A 20295-nucleotide genomic window follows, 5' to 3' on the forward strand; every position below is an offset into this window, starting at 1 on the left:
GATTTGACTTAAAACTGAGGTATTGGGATGAGGACAATGCGATTTTCTAAAAATCACTTAAGTTTTTGAAAGTGCCTAAAAAAGGTATTATTTAAATAAGATTTATAATATACCTATAAATGAATAAAATAATATTTGGTGAATTTTGTGTATTGGTTTTTAGTAATACTTACTTTTCTTTTGGCCAGCATAAAAACTGAAAAGCCTAAAAAATATCAAAAGGTTTCAGTAATTATTCCGGCATACAACGAAGAGGCAACCGTAGCCAAAGTGGTTGAGGTTATCAAGAAAGTGTCGTTTGTAGATGAAATCGTCGTTGTTAATGACGGGTCAAGCGACAATACTGAAGCTGAAGCTCTAAAAGCAGGAGCGGTTGTAATCAACCATGAAGTCAATAAAGGAAAAGGTGAAGCTTTATATACAGGATATACTCAGATTGACTGTGATATCATAGCTTTCATTGACGCTGATATCTACAATCTGACATCACAAAAAGTTGAAGCCATGATCAGGCCTATCCTTGACGGTAAAACAGACATTACTAAAACCAAATTTGCCCGTGAAAGCGGTCGTGTTACAGAACTTACTGCAAAACCGCTGTTAAACTTTTTCTTCCCTGAAATTTCATTTGAACAGCCTTTAAGCGGTCAGTTTGCAGCACGTAAGGAAATCTTAAAAAGAATTAATTTTGAAAAGGACTACGGTGTAGACGTAGGAATCGTTATTGACGCTGATGTTTTGGGAATTTCCATTATGGAAGTCGACATTGGTGCAATTCAACATGACATGTCTCCATTGGCTGACTTGAATCTGATGGCTAATGAGGTTGTAAGAACAATAATAAATCGTGCCAACAAATACGGTAGGGTAACCATGATTGATGACATCGGTTACTACATCAGGATGGCCATTGTCGGATTATCACTTATAATCCTCGGACTGTTTACAATATTCTTTGTTAAATTCGTCCCTATGTTTATAGCTATACTGATTGGAATTATCGGAATTATAATAGCGGTATTTTACATGGCTAAAGTCATCATCCAGTCCATCGTGATATTCAGGAAGAATTCGAAGGGAAACCTGCTGAAATCCTTCATTAAGATTCATTTCCCTATGATTATTTCAATAATCATACTTCTTCTGATGATTTCAACATTCATCGGTGCGGCCCACTTTGAAAACGGTGTGCTGTCCGTTGAACCAAATTCAAGAAACCTAATTATTTATGCCGACAACAGCCCAAGAGACACTGCCATTTCAGTCAGAGGACCATTTACTATTGATGCTGCGATTGAAAACGAATCATCTGAAATAAGAATGCCTTCGGATGCCATGATGACGCTGGGAATTAAGACAAATGATACAATGGTAATAAACGATGAAATTTACACCATTAATGACACCCGTCCTGGTGAGCAGGACATTATCAGATTGCCAAGTGATGCAAGAAAGGCCTTGGATGTGCAGACCGAATCAGTTATACAGAACAGCCGTCTGAAAGAAATATTTGAAGGTGTTGGTGTTCTTCACAATATCGGAATCGGAAACAACACTACAATAGAAAAACTAACCATTTCCGCAAGGGACAAGGATGCATGCAACTTTGAGGTTTTCCTAGACAACCAGTCAATAGCATCTTCATTTGGAATATTCAGAGACAATTCGACATATGACATTTCAATCAACGATGAGGTTGTAAAGTCAGTTACATACAACAACAAAACCTTTGATGACTGCAATTTCACTTATGGAGACCATGAAATCAGAGTTGAATTTGTTGACAGAAACAACACATCAATAAAACAGTTTGTAAGGTCCGATCAGGGCAATTTCTTAAATCTATACCTTGAATAATACTTTAAAAAAAATAGTTAAAAATCTAAGATGTTAATCTTAGATTATTTTTTGTCATAAGCTTTAACAGCTTCTTCAACATCGTTGTAAAGACCTAAAGCTGCTAGAGCACCAACTTTTCCTTGTTCGCCTGTAACGGCAATCAAAGGAATGTTTAATTCTTCTGCAACACTTTCTGCAGTTTCAACATCCATCATACCTGATTTTGTGGCAATTGAATACTCCCTTAATTTTTCAGGAATCTCCAAACCTTCCAAAATAGCTATCGCTGTTTTATCGGATAATGTATCCCTTTTGAGAATTTCAATAACCCTGTCGATTAAATCCTGCTTTTTGGATTGCTCAACTGCGAATGTTAATGCAATAGAAACACAATTTTGAGTTTTGTGAGGATTATGAGGGTACAGTTGAACAATAATATGGTCAAGGTACTCAAAGCCTTCGCCTGCAAGCTCAACACCTAAGTTATGAGCCATTGTCCATGTAGCACCGGCATCCTTTGTATCTGTATCATCAACACCGATAACAACTTTTTCAAGTTTAGGAGTTACAACAGTTGCCTTTCCGGCTTTAGATCCTCCACCGACTTCAATGAGCTCCACATATTTTACGCCTTCGCCCATTCCTCTGCACATTCCGGCTCCAACACCTGCACCGGCAAGTCCGGCATGAGTTACCTTTACCTCATCGCCGTCTATAACAATTTCATCTATTCCGGCTGCATTGAAACTAGCTTTTAAATCAAGAGGTGCTGAACCTACATGACAGGAGTAAACATGCTTATTTCCATCACGATAAGCTGAATCTATTAACTCTGAATTGTTTCTGTATTGATTTAACAACCAATGAGACCCAGAAATGCATGGATGGTATTCTACGATTTCCACCTTGTCGCCGTCAACCATAGTCAATACCTTTTCATATGGTGCAATCCATGGGTCTTGGAATTTTTCTCTTAATTCGTTTGGTTTTAAAATTTCCATATAATCATCTAAATTTCTTTTAATCTGTCGCACATTTTAATAGCTGCTTCAACTGCACTTTTTGCGTTTTTAACACGTCTGTGAGCATCGAGTCTGGTCATTCCAGGACCTGTAATTCCAAGTGCTACTGGAGTATCATATTCAAGTGCTAAATCTGCGATTTTACGGGAAGCGTGCTGTGCTACAATTTGATCGTGGTCGGTTGCGCCTTCGATTACAGCGCCTAAAGTGATGATAGCGTCATATTCGTCTTTTTGTAATAATTTTTTAATTACAAGAGGCATATCGAATACACCAGGTACAGCTACCACTTTAGTAATTTCACAATCTCTATTTTTAGCTTCCGCTTTAGCCAATTCTAACATCATTTGAGTTATATCATAATTAAATTCTGCAACAACTGCTGCAATTTCATATTTTACCATTTTATCTACCTCGTTTTTTTAATTAAGCTCCACCGCTGAATATAATGAGAAGGAAACCAGCTACCCCACTAACTACCATAATGAATATGATAAAAAGTGCTGCCAATTGCATTCTAGTTAATTTTTTGAAATTCATTCGTTTGTCTCCTATATTTTTTATAAATTATTTTTAACCGCTTCGGCAACTTCCATTGTAGAAGCATTACCACCCAAATCACCGGTTAAAATATTAGCATCAGTTAAAACTTTTAAAATTGCTTTATCGAATTTATCGGCTGCTTCAGACTCTCCAATGTATCTAAGCATCATTATTGATGACAGCATCATTGCTATAGGATTTGCAATTCCCTTACCTGCAATGTCCGGTGCTGAACCGTGGACAGGTTCAAACAATGCAGCATCCTCACCAATATTTGCAGAAGGAATCAGACCCAGTCCTCCAACAAGCCCCGCTCCTTCATCGGATAGAATGTCTCCGAAAAGGTTTGTGGTAACGATGACTTCAAAGCTTTCAGGCTGTGTAATAAGATACATTGCTGTTGCATCCACATAAAAGTCCTCGGTTGCAATATCCGGATAATCATCTGCAACTTCATAGAAAATTTCCTTAAACAGACCGTCACTTTTCTTCAATACATTAGCTTTATGAACAGCTGTAACTTTAGATTTATTATTTTCAACTGCATAATTGAATGCATAGTCAATAATACGCTTTTCAGCTTCTCTTGTAATGATACGTCTTGCAACTGCACCTTCATCAGTGAATTCCTCTTCATCCGCTATATACATGCCTTCTGTATTTTCACGGACAATCATAAAATCAATGTCATCTGAAAGTGAATTGGTATTCGGATATGCTTTTACAGGCCTTAAATTAGCAAACATTTTCATTTCCTGACGTATCTTAACAATAACGTCAGCTGCAGTTTCGCCTGCCGCACCGAATAAACATGCATCTGCATTACGTATAATCTCTAAGGTTTGCGCTGGAAGTGCAGTGCCTGTTTTTTCTAGGCATTCGTCGCCAGCTTCACCATAAACATAATCAAAATCAATACCTAAACTATCAAGAACAAAAAGTGTAGCTTCCATTACTTCCCTGCCTATTCCGTCACCGGGAACAATAGCTATCTGATATCTATCTTTTGTTTTTGAGGTACTCAATCAAACCACCTTGCTGTAAAATTTCTAACATGAACGGAGGTAATTTTTTAAATGTTACTGATTCTCCATTTTTATTGGTAATTATACCCTTTTCCATGTCAACTTCTATTTCTTCTTGATTTTCAACTAATTCTGTAATTCCTGGAGCTTCAAGAAGTGGAACACCTACATTTGTAGCATTTCGGTAAAATATTCTTGCAAAGGACTCGGCAATGACGGCGGAAACTCCAACACCTTTAAGTGCAATAGGTGCATGTTCACGTGATGATCCGCAGCCGAAATTTCTTCCTGCGACTATGAAATCGCCTTTTTTGCATTTACTGTTAAAGTCTGCGTCCAGTCCTTCCATGCAGTGCTGGGCCAGTCTTTCTTCATCTGTATAGATTAAATATCTTCCCGGAACAATGATGTCCGTATCAATATCATCGCCAAATTTCCATGCTGTTCCTTTCACAATATCACTCCGGTGCCACTATTCTTCCTTCAATAGCTGAAGCCGCAGCTACAGCCGCTGAAGCCAAATACACTTTTCCGTCCGGTGAACCTTGCCTGCCTTTAAAGTTTCTGTTTGAAGTGGAAAGGCTTACTTCTCCAGGACCAATAATTCCGGTGTGTCCTCCAAGACATGGACCGCAGCACGGAGCGGATACGAGCGCTCCTGCATCAACGAATATTTTAAGCAAACCTTCATCAAGAGCCTTTGAGTAAACTTCTTTTGATGCCGGAATAACCAGCATTCTTGTGCCTTTAGCTACCTTTTTACCTTTAAGGATTTTTGCGGCCTGCCTTAAGTCTTCCAATCTTCCGTTGGTGCATGAACCTAAAAATACCTGATCCAGTTCCTGGTCAACTTCACTTACCGGACGTACATTATCAACGTTATGAGGACAAGCGACCTGAGGTTCCAAGTCACTGACATCAATATCAATTATATTAAGAGACGGGGAATCCAAGTCGGTTTTATATACTTTATATGATTTTTTTGAGCGGTTTTCTACATAGTCTATTGTCTTTTTGTCAGGTTCAACCAAACCTGTTTTTCCGCCCATTTCAATGGCCATGTTGCATAATACCATCCTGTCGGATACGCTCATGGCACTTACGGTTTCACCGGCAAACTCACAGGCCTTGTATGTTGAACCGTCAACGCTGACCTGACCGATAATGTGTAAAATTACATCCTTTGCATAAACATTTTCCCCTAGTTTTCCGGTGATTTCAAACCTGTTGGTTTCAGGGACCTTAAACCATAAATTGCCTTCAGAAAAGACCATTGCCATGTCAGTTGAACCGATACCGGTAGCAAATGCTCCTAAAGCACCATGGGTACAGGTATGTGAATCTGCTCCAACAATTACCTCACCAGGTACAACATGACCCAGTTCAGGAAGTATCTGATGACAAACTCCCGCATTAACATCATAAAAATGTTCAATGCCCTGTTTTTTAACAAACTCTCTCATTAAAATATGATTGTTGGCTGAATCAATTGAATCTGCCGGAACCTGATGGTCGAAGGGAATGACTATTTTTGATGGGTCCCAAACTTTTTCAGTCCCAATTTTTTCAAAAGATTCTACTGAAAGAGGTCCTGTTAAATCATGTGTCATTGCTACGTCAATATTTGCTATAACTATATCTCCGGCTTCAACTTCATCCTTGCCGGATGCTCTGGCTAATATTTTTTCTGACATTGTTGGCATATTTTTAACCTCTTAATAATGATAATTATATGTATTTTATAAAATATATAAGTTGTTTTATTTTAGAAAAAAATCAATTTTTTAAAAATTTTAAATTTATATATAATGTATGCCAAAATAATATCATGAGCTCATTTTTGAATAAACTAAGAAAAAAGGAAGAACCTATTATAGAAGAACAAGGCCCTGTTTGGGATGATAGGATTTTCTGGGTTTCAACATTACAAAAAATGACTTTTCCAGTTTTGAATAATCTATCAAAAGGATCATTAAGGAAAAACATGCCTTATGAATCCCCTAGTCTTGAAGGTCAAAAATTTTCATACCTTGAGGCTTTTGCACGAGTATTCAACGGAATTGCACCATGGTTAGAGTTAGGACCGGATAGCTCAGAGGAAGGAATTGTTCGTGAAAAATACATTCAGATGACAAAGAAAGCTATCTCAAATGCAGTTAATCCCAACAATAACGATTACATTTTTGTAGTTGAACCGAAACAGTCTTTAGTTGATGTCGCTCTATTTGCTCAGGGATTACTCAGGGCTAAAAATCAGATTTGGCTCAATTTACAAATGGATGATCAGGCAAGGATTATCCGTGAGCTTAAAAATACAAGAGTAATCGCACCTTATGAAAATCACTGGTTATTATTTACATCCATGATTGAAGCTGCTCTTTTGGAATTTACAGGAGAATGTGACAAAGAGCGTTTAAGTTATGGTGTTCGAAAATTCAGAGATGAATTATATATGGGAGACGGAATCTATTCAGATGGAGAAAGCTTTACATCCGGTTACTTCAACAGTATGGTAATTCATCCGATGCTTAATGATATTTTAAAAGTAATGAGAAAATACGGAATAAACGACGGTGAGTTTTTGGATGTGCAGCTGATGAGATCATCAAGATTAGCATCACAGCTGGAAAGAACAATATCACCTGAAGGAACCTATCCGCTTATAGGAAGCTGTATGGGATACCGCTGCGGAATTTTCCATTTACTTTCACAGGCCGCACTATTGAAAATACTGCCAAGAAACATCAATCCAGCACAGGTCAGGTCTGCACTGACAGCAGTTCTGAAAAAGCAGTTCGGTGAAAATCAAAACTTCTCAAGCAGTGGATGGTTGATTCTTGGATTGAACGGTTCACAAACCGACATTGCGGAAAATGATATCAACACAGGCAGTCTTTACTTCTGCTGCACAATATTTGTAGCATTAGGATTGGATGCCAATGACGCATTCTGGACTGCTCCGTTTGCAGAATGGACCAGCATACAGGCATGGAACGGACATCCACTACAAAAAGATCAATCAATTGATTTTTAAATTCTTTTTTTATTTTTTATTATAATCTTATTTTTTAAAAAAAGCATTTTAATAAAAGTAGGGTTAAAAATAAACCCTAACAATTATTAATTTGGAAACCAAATTGAATTTCCATACACAACTATTATTAAATTTATTTTTTTAATATAAATAATTTGATATTAAATTAAAAAGTAATACTTTATATATTATAAGTAATAATTATGTAGTACTGGAACTGATAAAAATTCACTAAAATTAGGAGCTTCCAAATTGATAAAATACACAACTAAATTTTATCCTCCTAAAGGAGGTGGATTGATGGTAGAAATGCTTTTTGACTGCATTATTTTTTTAGTGGTCACATATATTCCATGCTACTATAAGCATAAGATATAAAGGCATTTCTGATTAATCTTTCAAAATGAATCAAAGCCAGCTTATAGTTTTCAAAGTGATGGCTTAGTTTTACAAAAAAATAAGTTTAGCTGGAATTTTAATGTGTTGCATTCTTTGTGCAATTGAAAACATTAATCTAGGCAAAAACCATTGCCTAACCATCACCTAAATATTTCCGAGATAGACATTTTCAATTCCCTTTTCCAGCGCAATATCACGGGCCTTAAAAAGAATCTCAGGCCTTGTTGGTGAAATGTCATTCATCTTATAGTATGGAAAAGCCCTTGAAAAATGAAGTGGAACTTCCGGACCCAATTCATCAACAACAAAATCACATAACTCATTAATTTCATCAACTGAATCGTTATAATCATTAATGATTAAATTTGTAATTTCAAGATGCTTGCCTTCAAGATAAATTCTTCTTAAATTATCCAAAACAACATCCAAATCAGCGCCGCATACCTTTTTGTAGAAATCAGAAGACATGGATTTCAAGTCTATATTGAATGCATCGACAAATGTCAGGACCTCTTCAAGAGACCTGTCGGAAAAATACCCGTTGCTTACATAGATTACTTTCAGATTTTCACGCTTTGCCAGAAGGGAAGTTTTTTTGTTGAATGGCAAGTGTATCGTAGGTTCATTATAGGTCCAAGCAATTGACTTACAATTATATTTGAGTGCATTTTCCACAATCGCTTCTGGCGTTATCTTAATAGCTCTTGAATTTTTATCATATTCATGAGATATCATATAGTTCTGGCAGTGCAAACATGTCATGTTACATCCAAAACCACCAATTGAATATGTAAATGTTCCCGGTAAAAACTTATTTAAAGGCTTTTTTTCAATAGGATCAGGACTTAAAGATGAAACAATACCATATGATTCATCAAACAGCTCGCCGTTAATGTTTTTATGCTGTCTGCATACTCCAACCTTACCGTCGGCAATCTTGCAGTAGTTTGCACAGATTTCACATCTGATTTTCTGTGTCTTGGAACTTTTTTTGTATAAATCTCTACTCACTAACATAGTGTTCATAACCTTTATTTTTAATTTCCTCAACAAAGCCGTTTTCAAGTGTCAGCTCAACAGAATCTGAATCTGTAACTTCACCAATTACCATACAGTCAATAGGCAGTTTCTCCAAATTCTCTTTTGATATTGTAAACAGTAATTCAAAATCTTCCCCAACATGTAAAACCAAATCCAGATAATCCAAATCGTGCTCACCTGCAATCTGCTTATATTCATCAGAGATTCCCAAAAGCTCTTCATGAATCATGAATCCGTAGCCGTCCTTTTTAATCTCATATAATTCACTTGCAAGTCCATCAGTAATGTCTGTTGCAGAACTTGCATAATCCTTTAAAATTAAACCTTCCTTAACCCTTGCCTCAGGTTTTAGTGCTTTTTTTGTATAACTATTGTCAAAAGTTTCCAGTTCAAAGCCTAATGCTGCAAGACCAATTTCTCCTGTAACTGCAATCAAATCGCATTTATTGTAAGTATTCTTCATTAATGGCTTGTCACATAAGCCCAAAGCTGTTCCGGTGATTATAATCTCTGATGCCTCGTTGGTATCGCCGCCGATTAAAGGTATATGATAATACTCACAGGCATTTAAAACACCACTGATAATTTCCTTAAATGAATCCAGCTTTAAATCTTTAGGAAGGGCAATAGCTAACAGAAATCCTAAAGGTTCAGCCCCCATTGCCGCAAGATCACTAACATTAACCGTTACGGCTTTGAATCCCATTTCAAAATAAGACATTTTTTCGGGAAAGTGCCTTGACTGAATAAGCATGTCACAGGTTGAAATTAAATTGGTGGAATCAAATTCAGTGATAGCCGTGTCGTCGGGAGTTATTTCTCGAGAATTGGCAATAATATATCTAACCAATTCCTTTTCGCCAATATCAGAGACTTTCAAGGTCATGAATATTAATATGAATTTTAAAATAAATATATTTTAAGAAAAAAAGTTAAAAAATAAGTTTCAGACTATAAAGCATCTGAAACTCTGTCTTTAATTATCTCGTATAAACGTGTGTCAACACCTAATGGGTCGGTCAATACGATTTCACCGTCAAATTCGAATGTTTCATCATCGTGGTCATGATGGTGGTGATGATGATGTCCGTGATCGTGTCCGTGGTCATGCCCATGGTCGTGTCCGTGATGGTGATGATGTCCGTGTCCACCAATTGATTCAGGGTCAAAATCACTTTCAATACCTAATAATCCTGGTATGTCCCTTTTGGTATGTAAACCGTGTGCTACAAATACAGGCACAACAATAATTTTATCCAAATCATTTTCTGAAGTCAGTTTGTTAATTGTTTCAGGAATACCTGGTTTTCTGATTTCCATAAATCCGTATTCTACAGGCATATCTGGAAATTCTTCTACATACATTTCTTTATAAGCTTTAATAACTTCCTCACCATCGTCCAATCTGGAACCGTGGCTTAAAAGTAAAATTCCTGTTTTTTTATCAGCCATAATTATCTTCCATTAAGTAAATTATTATTAAGTTTTAAGTTAAATTCATTTAAGTTATCTTGATTAAAAAATTTATCAAAAAAATATACGAAGCTATTCGGCCTCGTTTATCATCTTAATTAAAATATCAATTAGTATATCATCTGCCTTGATTGGCTCAGGATATAGGATTTCTCCGTCAAAGTCAACAGGAGTCAAATCATGAGTATGGTCATGACCATGTTCGTGACTGTGAGAGTGATCATGTGAATGTTCATGCTCTTCCAAAAATCCCAGGATGTGTGGAATGTCATGGGTTGTGTGCATTCCCGGAGCAATGAATACCGGAACGACGACCAGTCTTTCCAAATCGTTTTCATCAACTAATTTGTTGATTGATTCAGGGATGTTAGGTCCGCACAATTCCATAAATCCGAAACTGGATGGCAGCTCACAGGTTTTTTCAAACTTGTTGTATAATGCTGTTGCAAACTCCTTGTTGTAGTTTAATCTGGAACCATGGGTTACAAGTAAAATTCCGGTTTTTGCATCGTCTTCCAATTTGGACTCTGACAATGCCTCATTTATTCTTTTATCAATTATGTCTAAAAGTTCATCCCTTGGACCGATTGAACTTAACAGCTTAATTTCACCATCAAAGTCAACATCGTCGGCAATTGACAGGTAATGTTCCGGCGGATAATTTCCATCAGGACATCTTGGGTCGACTTCAAGAGGTTCTAAACCCAGCAATTGCGGAATGTCAATGTTGGTGTGAATTCCAGGAGCCAAAAATACGGGAAGGGCAATGATTTTATTCAAATCTTTGACTTCATCCTTTAAAATTTCGACTGCTCCTGCAATGGTCGGCTCGGATACTTTCATGTAACCAATTTCAGCTGCAATTCCTGATTTTTTGATAAATTTTTCCTTGATTTCTGTGAAAACTTCTTCAGCATAAGGCAGAGTACTACCGTGGCTTACTAATATTACAGCAGAATTATTTGATAACTTTGAATTTGTATCCATAGGAGATTACTCCGTCTTTTCCATCCTCTCTGATTTTTCTAAATACCATCTCTACATCGTCACCGATTTCAAGACTGTCAACATCACAATCAACAAGTTGAGTTGTTAATTTTGCACCTTCTTCAAGTTCAATTACAGCTACAGCATAAGGAGCTGATTTTTTAAAGTCATCCGGTGCTGATCTGATTACTGAATAAGTATATATTTTTCCTTTTCCTGAAAATTGGAAAGGTTCAAGATCTCCTTTTCTTCTACAATTAGGACAAACTACACGAGATGGGAAGAAAACTTCACCACAGGTGTTACATTTAGAACCTATAAGATTGTATCTTTGTTGTATATGACGCCATGTTCTTACAGTATCTGACATGTAAATCCTCCATATATTTTCAATAAGTATAATTTATCCTAAATAATATAAATAAGTATTTTTTTTATTACTCTTTTCAATAAATATGAACTAAATGTATTACACTTTTGTGCAAAATCATGAAGTCGCACTTTAAAAATAAATTTATAAATTCAAGCCATATTTTTAATAATGAAAATCGATTCAAAAGGAAATTTAATATTAGGTACAACCGTTATTTTAATAACAACATTGTTATTGCTTGCAATTTTTGTTTTTACGACCTTAAATTATATGGAAAATCATAATATTGAATCTAAAGAGGATGACAATTTCAAATTTATTGTTGATGACTACTCGAACAACATTGAAGTTCTGGGAAGGGATTCACTGGCTGACGCTTGTGACAAGGTTTACCATACATTCAAGCTCTTTGACAGTGAAGACCAAATTAAAAAATATTTAAACAAGAAACTGGAAGCCAAAAATGAAGAATTCAGCAGAAAATACGACATAGAAATAAACTCTGACGTTATGTCTGTGGAAAGTTCGGACACTCCCTGGAAGGTGCTTTTTAAGGTAAAACTGAACATTAAAAAGAACAACAATCGATATTTTAAAATTGTAGAAAAGCCCGTTTCAATAGAAGGCCTTAGAGACCCCCTGCCTCCTGCAATACTGACAGTTGCCTCAGGAATATACGTCCAGGGAGACAAAATACATTATAAAAACGCTCTTTCCAGATACTTAAAGCTTAGAAATCTTGATTCACCGTTTTCATACATGTTTGCAACTTCACCCCTGACAATTAAGAAATGTCCATATGACCCTTATATACATCATGGAGATCCGGGAGTGTTGAAGGACTGTCTTGATAAAGGATATTTTCATGAAAGCGCTGACGGAAGCTGTTATCTGTGCAGACTTGAAGGAAAGGGAAAATGTCCCCATTATGGAATGGAAGTCTTTATCCAAACCCATACACCTTTAATTAACGATTCAATTTCATGTTCAGACCATGTTGTGTATCATGACCACTACACCGGCCAGAAAATAGATAAAACTAACATCAACAGTCTGATTCTGGACAGCTCACACAGGAAAAAATACGGATTAAGCGGTGAAGATGATGGATAACCGGGGCCATATTGCAGTTGAAATAGCCATCGTTCTGGTTGTAATATTAATGATAAGTGGAATAGTCCTGAATATGTCTGAAAAGATGACAAACAAAGCCATCAAGGCGTCTGAAATAGAAAACACGCAGCTGATGATCTCTGAAGTGATTGACAACCTAATCAACAATCCCGGAGTTCCTGACAAATGGAATGAATATAAAAAGGGAACTCCCGGACTTGCCGTCATTAATGAAAACGAGGAAATTATACCCAACAGTGTCTCATATGACAAGTTTACATTTCTTGGGAAAAACTACAAAAAATTCGTTACGGAGAAAATATTTGACTCAAAAATAAAATCATCAATGGAACTGATTCCACAGGAGAGTAGTATTTCAAGTGTAAAAATTGGAGACACTCATGAAAGTGGAAACATCTATTCCCAGAACAGACTTGTAAAATGTGATTTTTTTAAAAAATTCGTCCTGAAAGACTTTAAAAATGAAGGCAAATGCAATCATGGACATAAACAGTCATCACACAGCTGCAATTATTTTAAAATCTTTAAAGGCAATTTAAAACATTCAAATTACTATCTGATAATAGACAAGGATGAAAAAACCAACTTACAGTATATGGTCGATACAACAAGAGTTGTAAAATCACGCTTTTGGGAATCTCCGCACTCAGATATCATTTATCTAAACGATAAAATAAATTTCTATGAGGATACCAGTGCAATCGTATTCATACACTTTAACAAAGCCCATGCAAAGGCCGTTCTGGTATCAGTGCCGAAAACTTTCAAAATAAACGATTTAAACTATGACCATTTCAGAACAAACGATTGTGAATTGATTCTAAAAGCCTGGTATTAGATGAAAATAGATAAAATCAGTAGTGAAACGGATATTAATATCAGACTTGAAATGGAATCTGTTACACTGGTTGAAATAGGAATTACAATGTTATCAGGGTCGAGATTATTATTATAGGAAACTGTTGAAATGTAATAAACCACAAATACCATAATAGTGACCAAAATAAGCCCTGATAATGTACTTATTAAAAGGATTTTATCAAAGCCGACGCCTATTGTTCCAAGACCTAATGAGGATGTTTCGGCCAGAAGACCAATGACAGGGAAAATAATGATAGCCAAAATGTAGGATATTATGAAGTTATGAACAGCTTCGCCCTGAGGTCTTCTGAAAGGTTCGACTAAACCGGAGTGAAGACCTGATGACAGTCTTGCGCCCAAAATACTTATTAAACTGCCGCTTTCTCCTGAAAATAGAGGAATTAAAGTAAGCAAACTAGGATTGGTAAGCAGTGTTTCTACTGAACTGTTCAAAATACCACCTGCAGAACCTCCTAAAAAGGAGCATAAAAGCAGGATTGGTGTAGACTGCTTTAAAATAGTTTTTGTTTCATCGGATAGCTTATAGCAATAAGCAAAAGCAACCAAAACGGCAACTACTATAACAACTAAAGCAACATCCTTAACAATGAAATTATAATTTAAGGCTTTAAGAATATAGGTTGAAGCTATAATTGCAGGTAAAGTAAATAAATCTCCGAATGCCGCTATGATAGGACTTGTAATGTTATCCGGATCCCACCCATGTTCAAAACTTTTGAATGAAACGAACATTGTAATCGGAAGCATTATCAGATTTGATATCAAGCCCGCAAGTGTACAAATCAAAATGAAATCAATCAGATTCATTGAAGGGGAATGCAGCAAAATACAGAATATCTTACCGACAATTCCTAAAAATATTGATAAAACTAGAGTCAGGACAAATGATGAATAAATGTTATAATTCAATTGTTCGGAAAATTCAAATTCGGGAGATATTAAACCAATGTGCAGGTTAGTTGATAATCTTGAAGCAAAAGAGCCGAAAATATTTCCTCTCATGCCTATGGCCCCAGGAACAATTACCAATAATCCCGGGAAAGTTTCAAGGAAAAAGGTCATGCGGCCTAAGATTATTCCTGCACACAAATCTCCTATAGCACAGATTAAAAGAGCAATTAAACCTTCTTTAATAATGGATTTGTGTTCTTCGTAAAAATCAGTGAACGCTGATGTAGATAGTGAACTGCGAATCTTCTTCTGTTGGTCTTTCACAAATATCACTACCCCTAATCATGTTATCACTCTTTAATCTTCATCATCTAATTCTTCTGGAATATCTTCTAGAGAACAGGCTCCTGCAGCAAGTTTTTCCAGTAAATCCGCACCTGCTTCGGTACCTTTCAATATTAATGTATCATTTGGTAAAATTGTTGTATGTTTATCAGGTCCGTAAATCCAGGATGTTCCTCTTCTAATAGCTATAACTCTCATACCTGTACGATTTACCAGAAGCAAATCACCTAAACTGTTATTTGCAATGTCTGATTTTTCATCAACAACGACTCTAACAATGCTTTTGTCAGATTCTTCCATTACCATCTTAAAAACAGGATGTGGTTTAAAACCAGTAATCACTAAATCAGCTAAATCTTTAGCTGCATTTGCAATACTTTCAGCAGCTTCAGCAATTTCTAAAAGCGCTGTTAATTTTTCTGCATCTTCATAAGATCTGGCAGCAACCAATGATTCTTTTTTGATTTCGTAATTCATTGCATTGACTTCATTTTCCAAGGTAATTACTTCCTCTGCTGCTGCTTTACTGTTGAATAAAATCGCCGAATAAGCTAAATCAACCATTAGCTCCGACAAGTTTTTCATTTCAATTAATAAATTTTTGATTGACAATTAAAATCACCTAAAGATCATTTGGATTACTTTTCAATAAGCATGCTCTTCTAAGCTTTAATAAAGTTTTTTTCTTGGTTTTTAAATCTTCAACATCTTCTAAAATATTTTCCAAAGGCTCTCTTAAACATTCAACTGTATCCTTATCGTGCAACCAGTCACAGTCCTTACAGTTCCAAACATTTTTGCCTTTAATCCATTCTCCGCCTGTTGAAGAATCTCCACAAGGATAAAACGGACAATAACAGAAATCACAGTATTGTCCCTCATAATGGCAAGGATAATAGTCACACTCCCTGTTAGGTCCGTGTGCAATTTCACCATTCAAGAATTTTTCATAATGATTTTGTGATAAAGGATGTATTTTAGACCTTATTACATAACCTCTAGGTGTAATAAGTTTTTCTTCTTGAACGTAAGTTAAATCATTGCCTACAATCAGTGTGCAGGACATATTGACAATGTCTTCAGTTAAATCTTTTACCTTAACTATTGTTTCCTTAGCAGGTTCGTATGTACTGTCAACAATACCGATTAAAGCATCTTCCCCTTTAATTTCAGTTACACATTCCTTAAACCTTTTGAAAGGTTCACGGCGTGTTTTGCTTAAAGGATTATATATGGCTACAATTAAATTGGCTTCAAGTGCATATCTTAACTTTTTCTCGATTTCAGATAAAGGAGTTAAAATATTGCTTAAACTAATTGCAGCAAAATCATGAAGAGGTGCTCCAAGTTTACTTGAAGCGTAATTGAGTGCTGAAACTCCTGGATAAACCTTAACTTCAACGCCTTCATACTTACTTACAATCTGGTACAGTACGTTTGCCATTCCAAAAACACCAGGGTCTCCGGAACTGATTAATGATACTGTCTGGCCGTCTAAACTTTTTTCAATAGCCATTTCAGCTCTAGCTATCTCATCGCCCATTCCTTTTTTAATAATCTCTTTTCCGACTATTAAATCTTCTATTTGATTGATGTACTTTTTATATCCAATAATTACATCAGACTCTTCAATAGCTTTAATAGCTCCCAAAGTCATATTTTCTCTATTCTGACCAATACCTATAACATTAATCATAAAATCACTAATAAAGTTTCAATACTGAATTAATTGTAACGGAGTTCTTATCAACAAGCAATCCTGTTCCCTTATAAGAAGCAACACCATTTGCTATAATCTTGTAGGAAGGATCCTGGCTGATTACAATCTGTCCGGATGTGGAATTCGGTGAAGCGTAACCTAAAGCTTCAATAGTTACATTGAATTCGGAATTGTCTGGGTCTTCATAGGTGGTAACGTTGATTGATTCATAATTGACTCCATCCACCTTCGACATCTCCTCCAGCTGCAGGGCAACGTCCTTTTTATTAGCAATTGAAACTGGAGTAGGGTCTTTAACTAAAACCTGATTGACAGTTTCCGGACTGAAAAAACCTGTAATTTTTGATATTTGCATGTCTATTAATCCCTGAATATTAGGTGCTTCGGAAGTAACAATGGTGTATGAACCAAAGAGCCCTAACTCAAAGAATACAAGGAATAATACAACAATTAAAATAATTCTAACTATTTTATTCGCCATTTTATCACAATCATTACTTAATTATAATAATTATACTATAATAATTTAAATTTTATTTTTAATATAAATAAATATAACTATATAATGAAAGTAATTTTGATTTAATTTTATATTTTAGCAAAATGAAAAAATATTAGCAAATAAAATTCTCAAAGTTTATTAACATAGAAAATAAAAAATTAGATTAATATGTCAACTAATAAAATTCTATTAAAATTTGCAAAAAAAGGAATTAACCTATCACCTGAAGCTTATAATACTGTTATTAATGCTGAAAATCCTCTAGATTTTGCATCTTCATTAATAGTTAAGCTAAAAAGTGATAAGTTTTCATCAAAGGATTTAGTATCTGTAAGCGGTGAAACTATAAATGAACTTTTAGGAAATAATACAAAAACTGACAATACAAATCAGAAAACATTGACTAACGAAAATTCAGTTGATAAATCTCCAGAAGTTAAACCGGAGATTAAAAAACCTATAAAACAAACACCACAAATAGAAAAACCAAAAAAAGAAATTAAAAAGCCAGTAGAAACCAAACCGGCAATTGAAAAACCAAAAGAAGAAACAAAAGCTGTCAAACCAACATCTATTGATAATCTTAAAAAAGACAGTGACAAACCTGAAAAATATGTGAATAAAGCAATTGTTGAGGCTACAGAGACTGTTAAAGATGAAAAGATTAAATTCAAAAGAAACGAGCAAAAAATCAATGCCACATATGACTTTAAAATCATCCAGGATATGAGTAAAAAGTCATATACCAGCGGAGAGCTTGAAAATTTAATCGCTTACTTTAAAAACAGATATGAAAAGCTTGAAAAAATATTATCAAAAAGGCCTGAACTTAGAAATTACACAAAAATTGCTGACATTGATGATTCACAGGACAGCTTGAGCCTTATACTGATGGTTCGTGAAATAAGATCAAGTAAAAACGGTCATAAAATTGTCGAGTTTGAAGATGATACTGGTAATATATCAATATTATTTTCACAAAACAATGAAGAGTTGTTTGCAGAAGCCGAAAAGCTTGTAAGAGATGAAGTAATAGGTGTCATTGCAAATAAAAGTGACGACAGGCATTTTGCATTCGGTCAGCAAATCATAAATCCAGGTGTGTTAAGGGTTCCTGATAAGGAAATGGACTTTGGTATTGTATTTTTATCCGATGTTCACATTGGAAGTTTAACTTTCCAGGAAGATGCATTCTTAAGATTCATTGACTGGATTAACTGTGATTTTGGAACTGAAGAGCAAAGAAGAGTTGCTGAGGATGTTAAATATCTAATTATCGGTGGAGATATCGTTGACGGTATTGGAGTATATCCAAACCAGGAACAGGAACTTGCAATTAAGGACATTACACAGCAATATAACGAAGCCGCCAAATTTTTAGGAAACATCAGAAGCGACATCAAGATTATCATTGCTCCTGGAAACCACGATGCATCAAGGGTTGCTGAACCGCAGCCGGCAGTTCCTGAAAAATACGCAAAAGCATTATATGAACTGGACAATGTTGAATTCATTTCAAATCCTGGTGTAGTATCCCTAGACGGCATCAACGTTTTAATTTACCATGGACGTAGTTTTGACGACCTGGTAATGGCAGTTAAGCAATTCACTTATGAGAAAAATGATTTATTGATGGAAGAGCTTCTCAAGAAAAGACATTTAGCTCCAATTTATGGTGAAAGAACACCTCTTGCATCAGAACTTGAAGATTATCTTGTAATTGAAGAAGTACCGGACATTTTCCATACAGGACATGTTCACGTTAACTCTTACAGAAGATTCAATGGTATTCATTTAATCAATTCAGGTACTTTCCAGACACAGACAAGCTTCCAGAAAATTCACAATATTGAACCTACACCAGCAGAAGTACCTGTTATTCATAAAGGAAAATATAAACATTTCAAATTCTTATAGAGGCATTTTATGAAAAAACATATTCAAGAAATTATTGATACAGGAAATAACATTTATCAAAAGAATTTAATATCCGGAAAATCCGGAAACATAAGCAAAAGAATAAAAGGATCATACGGAGACATTATTGCAATAACTCCAACATTAAAATCATTATCCGGATTAAATCAAGAGGATATTGTTCTAGTTGATTTGGATGGAAATACATTAACAAGTGGAAAACCATCATCTGAAGTGAACATGCATTTGGAAATCTATAAAAAAAGAGATGATGTCAATGCAATAGTTCACACACATTCACCATATGCAACAGGCTTTGCTTTTTCAAACAAAAGCATAAAAAGGCTTGAAGGCTTTGGAGAAATAAAAAAACCATATTTACCATCAATAGAATATGAAAAACCTGGTAGCAGTGAACTGGCCAAAAACGCTAGTGAAGGCATTGGAGACAGTGATGTTCTGGTGTTAAAAAATCATGGTGTTATCTGTGTTAGTGAAAACTTAAAAGAAGCACAATCTCTTGCGGTATTTGTTGAAGAGTCCGCAAAAACTCAATTTGTTACATTAATGTTAAATTCAGTTGAAGATAATGATTAATCTTCATCTGAAATTAAATCACTTTTATTTCTACTAGCCATTCCTTCTTCAATCATTTTAATGATTAAACCTGATAATGAAGTATCTTCATCGATAGCTATTTTTTTTAATTCTTTTTTCAAATCCTTAGGTAAGTTAATTGTTGTTTTGCTTATTTCTGACATGTATAATAATTCAATTTAATTTAATATAAATTTTTCTACATTTAATTGTCCTTGAATTTACCAAAAAATATTTAAAGTTATAATTAACATACATATATTTTAATATACTTATTCTTATTACATAATTTTGGAGGGAGTGTTTATGAGTAATAGTCAAATTGATGAAGTATGTGAAATACTTGAGTATATTGCAGATAACAATACTGTTCCTCGTAATATTAGAGAAGCTGCTAGTGACTCTAGTGAATTATTAAAAGACGAAGAACAAGATCAATCTGTTAAAATAAGTACTGTATTAGGAAAATTAGATGAAATCAGTAACGATCCTAACATTCCAGTACATGCAAGAACTTTAATTTGGGAAGTTCTATCTAAATTAGAATCTATCTAATTTTACTTTTTTTCTT

At 35.1% G+C, this 20295-nt stretch carries 22 protein-coding genes; 7 read left to right on the plus strand and 15 right to left on the minus strand.

The window, feature by feature from the left end; genetic code table 11:
• The first annotated feature begins 147 nt into the window (after window positions 1–147).
• Window positions 148–1857, plus strand: coding sequence for a glycosyltransferase (locus tag E7Z81_RS09615; RefSeq protein ID WP_292747004.1), 1710 nt, complete (start codon window positions 148–150; stop codon window positions 1855–1857).
• Window positions 1858–1901: 44 nt separating this feature from the next.
• On the opposite strand, the gene mmp11 is transcribed toward E7Z81_RS09615, so the two are convergent.
• The 5 genes from mmp11 to hacA all read right to left on the minus strand — a co-directional run bounded on the left by mmp11 (window position 1902) and on the right by hacA (window position 6132).
• Entirely contained in the window at window positions 1902–2840 is a 939-nt protein-coding gene (mmp11, locus tag E7Z81_RS09620) for a methanogenesis marker protein 11 (protein WP_292747007.1), read from the minus strand.
• Between the two features lie 8 nt (window positions 2841–2848).
• Window positions 2849–3265 (minus strand): 6,7-dimethyl-8-ribityllumazine synthase, encoded by a 417-nt coding sequence (ribH, locus tag E7Z81_RS09625; protein WP_292747010.1) that lies wholly within the window; start codon window positions 3263–3265, stop codon window positions 2849–2851.
• Window positions 3266–3421: 156 nt separating this feature from the next.
• Window positions 3422–4429, minus strand: a complete 1008-nt coding sequence (locus E7Z81_RS09630; RefSeq protein WP_292747012.1) for an isocitrate/isopropylmalate family dehydrogenase — start codon at window positions 4427–4429, stop codon at window positions 3422–3424.
• Window positions 4404–4883: a 3-isopropylmalate dehydratase small subunit gene (locus E7Z81_RS09635; RefSeq protein WP_292747014.1), complete on the minus strand. Its 480-nt coding sequence runs from the start codon at window positions 4881–4883 to the stop codon at window positions 4404–4406. Before E7Z81_RS09635 ends, E7Z81_RS09630 begins: the two co-directional genes overlap by 26 nt.
• Before the next feature lie 4 nt (window positions 4884–4887).
• Complete coding sequence (gene hacA, locus E7Z81_RS09640) at window positions 4888–6132, minus strand: homoaconitase large subunit (RefSeq protein ID WP_292747017.1); 1245 nt, start codon at window positions 6130–6132, stop codon at window positions 4888–4890.
• Between the two features lie 125 nt (window positions 6133–6257).
• Between hacA and E7Z81_RS09645 the strand changes: the two genes are divergently transcribed.
• A complete protein-coding gene (locus E7Z81_RS09645; protein ID WP_292747020.1) occupies window positions 6258–7463 on the plus strand; it encodes a DUF2264 domain-containing protein in 1206 nt (401 codons plus the stop codon).
• Between the two features lie 543 nt (window positions 7464–8006).
• Here the strand turns inward: E7Z81_RS09645 and amrS are convergent.
• The 5 genes from amrS to E7Z81_RS09670 form a co-directional block, all read right to left on the minus strand.
• The gene (amrS, locus tag E7Z81_RS09650; protein ID WP_292747023.1) at window positions 8007–8879 is read right to left on the minus strand and encodes an AmmeMemoRadiSam system radical SAM enzyme; all 873 of its coding nucleotides are present in this window, start codon (window positions 8877–8879) and stop codon (window positions 8007–8009) included.
• Window positions 8866–9789, minus strand: coding sequence for a thiamine-phosphate kinase (gene thiL / locus E7Z81_RS09655; protein WP_292747026.1), 924 nt, complete (start codon window positions 9787–9789; stop codon window positions 8866–8868). The genes amrS and thiL overlap by 14 nt, the downstream gene beginning before the upstream one ends.
• Window positions 9790–9854: 65 nt before the next feature.
• Window positions 9855–10358 (minus strand): sirohydrochlorin nickelochelatase, encoded by a 504-nt coding sequence (gene cfbA / locus E7Z81_RS09660; RefSeq protein ID WP_292747099.1) that lies wholly within the window; start codon window positions 10356–10358, stop codon window positions 9855–9857.
• 90 nt (window positions 10359–10448) lie between these two features.
• Complete coding sequence (gene cfbA, locus E7Z81_RS09665; protein ID WP_292747029.1) at window positions 10449–11363, minus strand: sirohydrochlorin nickelochelatase; 915 nt, start codon at window positions 11361–11363, stop codon at window positions 10449–10451.
• Window positions 11335–11733, minus strand: coding sequence for a Zn-ribbon domain-containing OB-fold protein (locus E7Z81_RS09670; RefSeq protein WP_292747032.1), 399 nt, complete (start codon window positions 11731–11733; stop codon window positions 11335–11337). The genes cfbA (E7Z81_RS09665) and E7Z81_RS09670 overlap by 29 nt, the downstream gene beginning before the upstream one ends.
• A 171-nt stretch (window positions 11734–11904) precedes the next feature.
• Between E7Z81_RS09670 and E7Z81_RS09675 the strand changes: the two genes are divergently transcribed.
• The gene (locus E7Z81_RS09675) at window positions 11905–12849 is read left to right on the plus strand and encodes a hypothetical protein (RefSeq protein ID WP_292747035.1); all 945 of its coding nucleotides are present in this window, start codon (window positions 11905–11907) and stop codon (window positions 12847–12849) included.
• Window positions 12842–13708, plus strand: a complete 867-nt coding sequence (locus E7Z81_RS09680) for a hypothetical protein (RefSeq protein ID WP_292747038.1) — start codon at window positions 12842–12844, stop codon at window positions 13706–13708. The genes E7Z81_RS09675 and E7Z81_RS09680 overlap by 8 nt, the downstream gene beginning before the upstream one ends.
• Here the strand turns inward: E7Z81_RS09680 and E7Z81_RS09685 are convergent.
• Genes E7Z81_RS09685 through E7Z81_RS09700 form a run of 4 tightly spaced genes read right to left on the minus strand, consistent with a single transcriptional unit; the run spans window position 13705 to window position 17189 of the window.
• Window positions 13705–14967, minus strand: coding sequence for a magnesium transporter (locus E7Z81_RS09685; RefSeq protein ID WP_292747041.1), 1263 nt, complete (start codon window positions 14965–14967; stop codon window positions 13705–13707). The genes E7Z81_RS09680 and E7Z81_RS09685 overlap by 4 nt on opposite strands.
• Window positions 14968–15000: 33 nt before the next feature.
• Entirely contained in the window at window positions 15001–15600 is a 600-nt protein-coding gene (locus E7Z81_RS09690) for a potassium channel family protein (protein WP_292747044.1), read from the minus strand.
• A gap of 10 nt (window positions 15601–15610) precedes the next feature.
• Window positions 15611–16684, minus strand: coding sequence for a precorrin-3B C(17)-methyltransferase (cobJ, locus tag E7Z81_RS09695; protein WP_292747047.1), 1074 nt, complete (start codon window positions 16682–16684; stop codon window positions 15611–15613).
• Between the two features lie 7 nt (window positions 16685–16691).
• Window positions 16692–17189 carry a hypothetical protein gene (locus E7Z81_RS09700; RefSeq protein WP_292747050.1) on the minus strand — a complete coding sequence of 166 codons (498 nt, stop codon included), beginning with the start codon at window positions 17187–17189 and terminating at the stop codon, window positions 16692–16694.
• A 189-nt stretch (window positions 17190–17378) separates the two neighbouring features.
• Between E7Z81_RS09700 and E7Z81_RS09705 the strand changes: the two genes are divergently transcribed.
• Both E7Z81_RS09705 and E7Z81_RS09710 read left to right on the plus strand, forming a co-directional pair.
• On the plus strand, window positions 17379–19127 hold the full coding sequence (locus E7Z81_RS09705) for a DNA-directed DNA polymerase II small subunit (protein ID WP_292747053.1): 1749 nt from the start codon (window positions 17379–17381) through the stop codon (window positions 19125–19127).
• A gap of 9 nt (window positions 19128–19136) precedes the next feature.
• Window positions 19137–19724: a class II aldolase/adducin family protein gene (locus E7Z81_RS09710; RefSeq protein ID WP_292747056.1), complete on the plus strand. Its 588-nt coding sequence runs from the start codon at window positions 19137–19139 to the stop codon at window positions 19722–19724.
• On the opposite strand, the gene E7Z81_RS09715 is transcribed toward E7Z81_RS09710, so the two are convergent.
• A complete protein-coding gene (locus E7Z81_RS09715; protein ID WP_292747059.1) occupies window positions 19721–19888 on the minus strand; it encodes a Met repressor in 168 nt (55 codons plus the stop codon). The genes E7Z81_RS09710 and E7Z81_RS09715 overlap by 4 nt on opposite strands.
• A gap of 142 nt (window positions 19889–20030) precedes the next feature.
• On the opposite strand from E7Z81_RS09715, the gene E7Z81_RS09720 reads away from it, so the two are divergent.
• Window positions 20031–20279, plus strand: coding sequence for a UPF0147 family protein (locus tag E7Z81_RS09720; RefSeq protein WP_292747061.1), 249 nt, complete (start codon window positions 20031–20033; stop codon window positions 20277–20279).
• Window positions 20280–20295 lie beyond the last annotated feature (16 nt).

The sequence above is a fragment of the Methanobrevibacter sp. genome (genome assembly GCF_015062935.1).
In the GTDB taxonomy this organism is placed as follows: Archaea; Methanobacteriota; Methanobacteria; order Methanobacteriales; family Methanobacteriaceae; genus Methanocatella.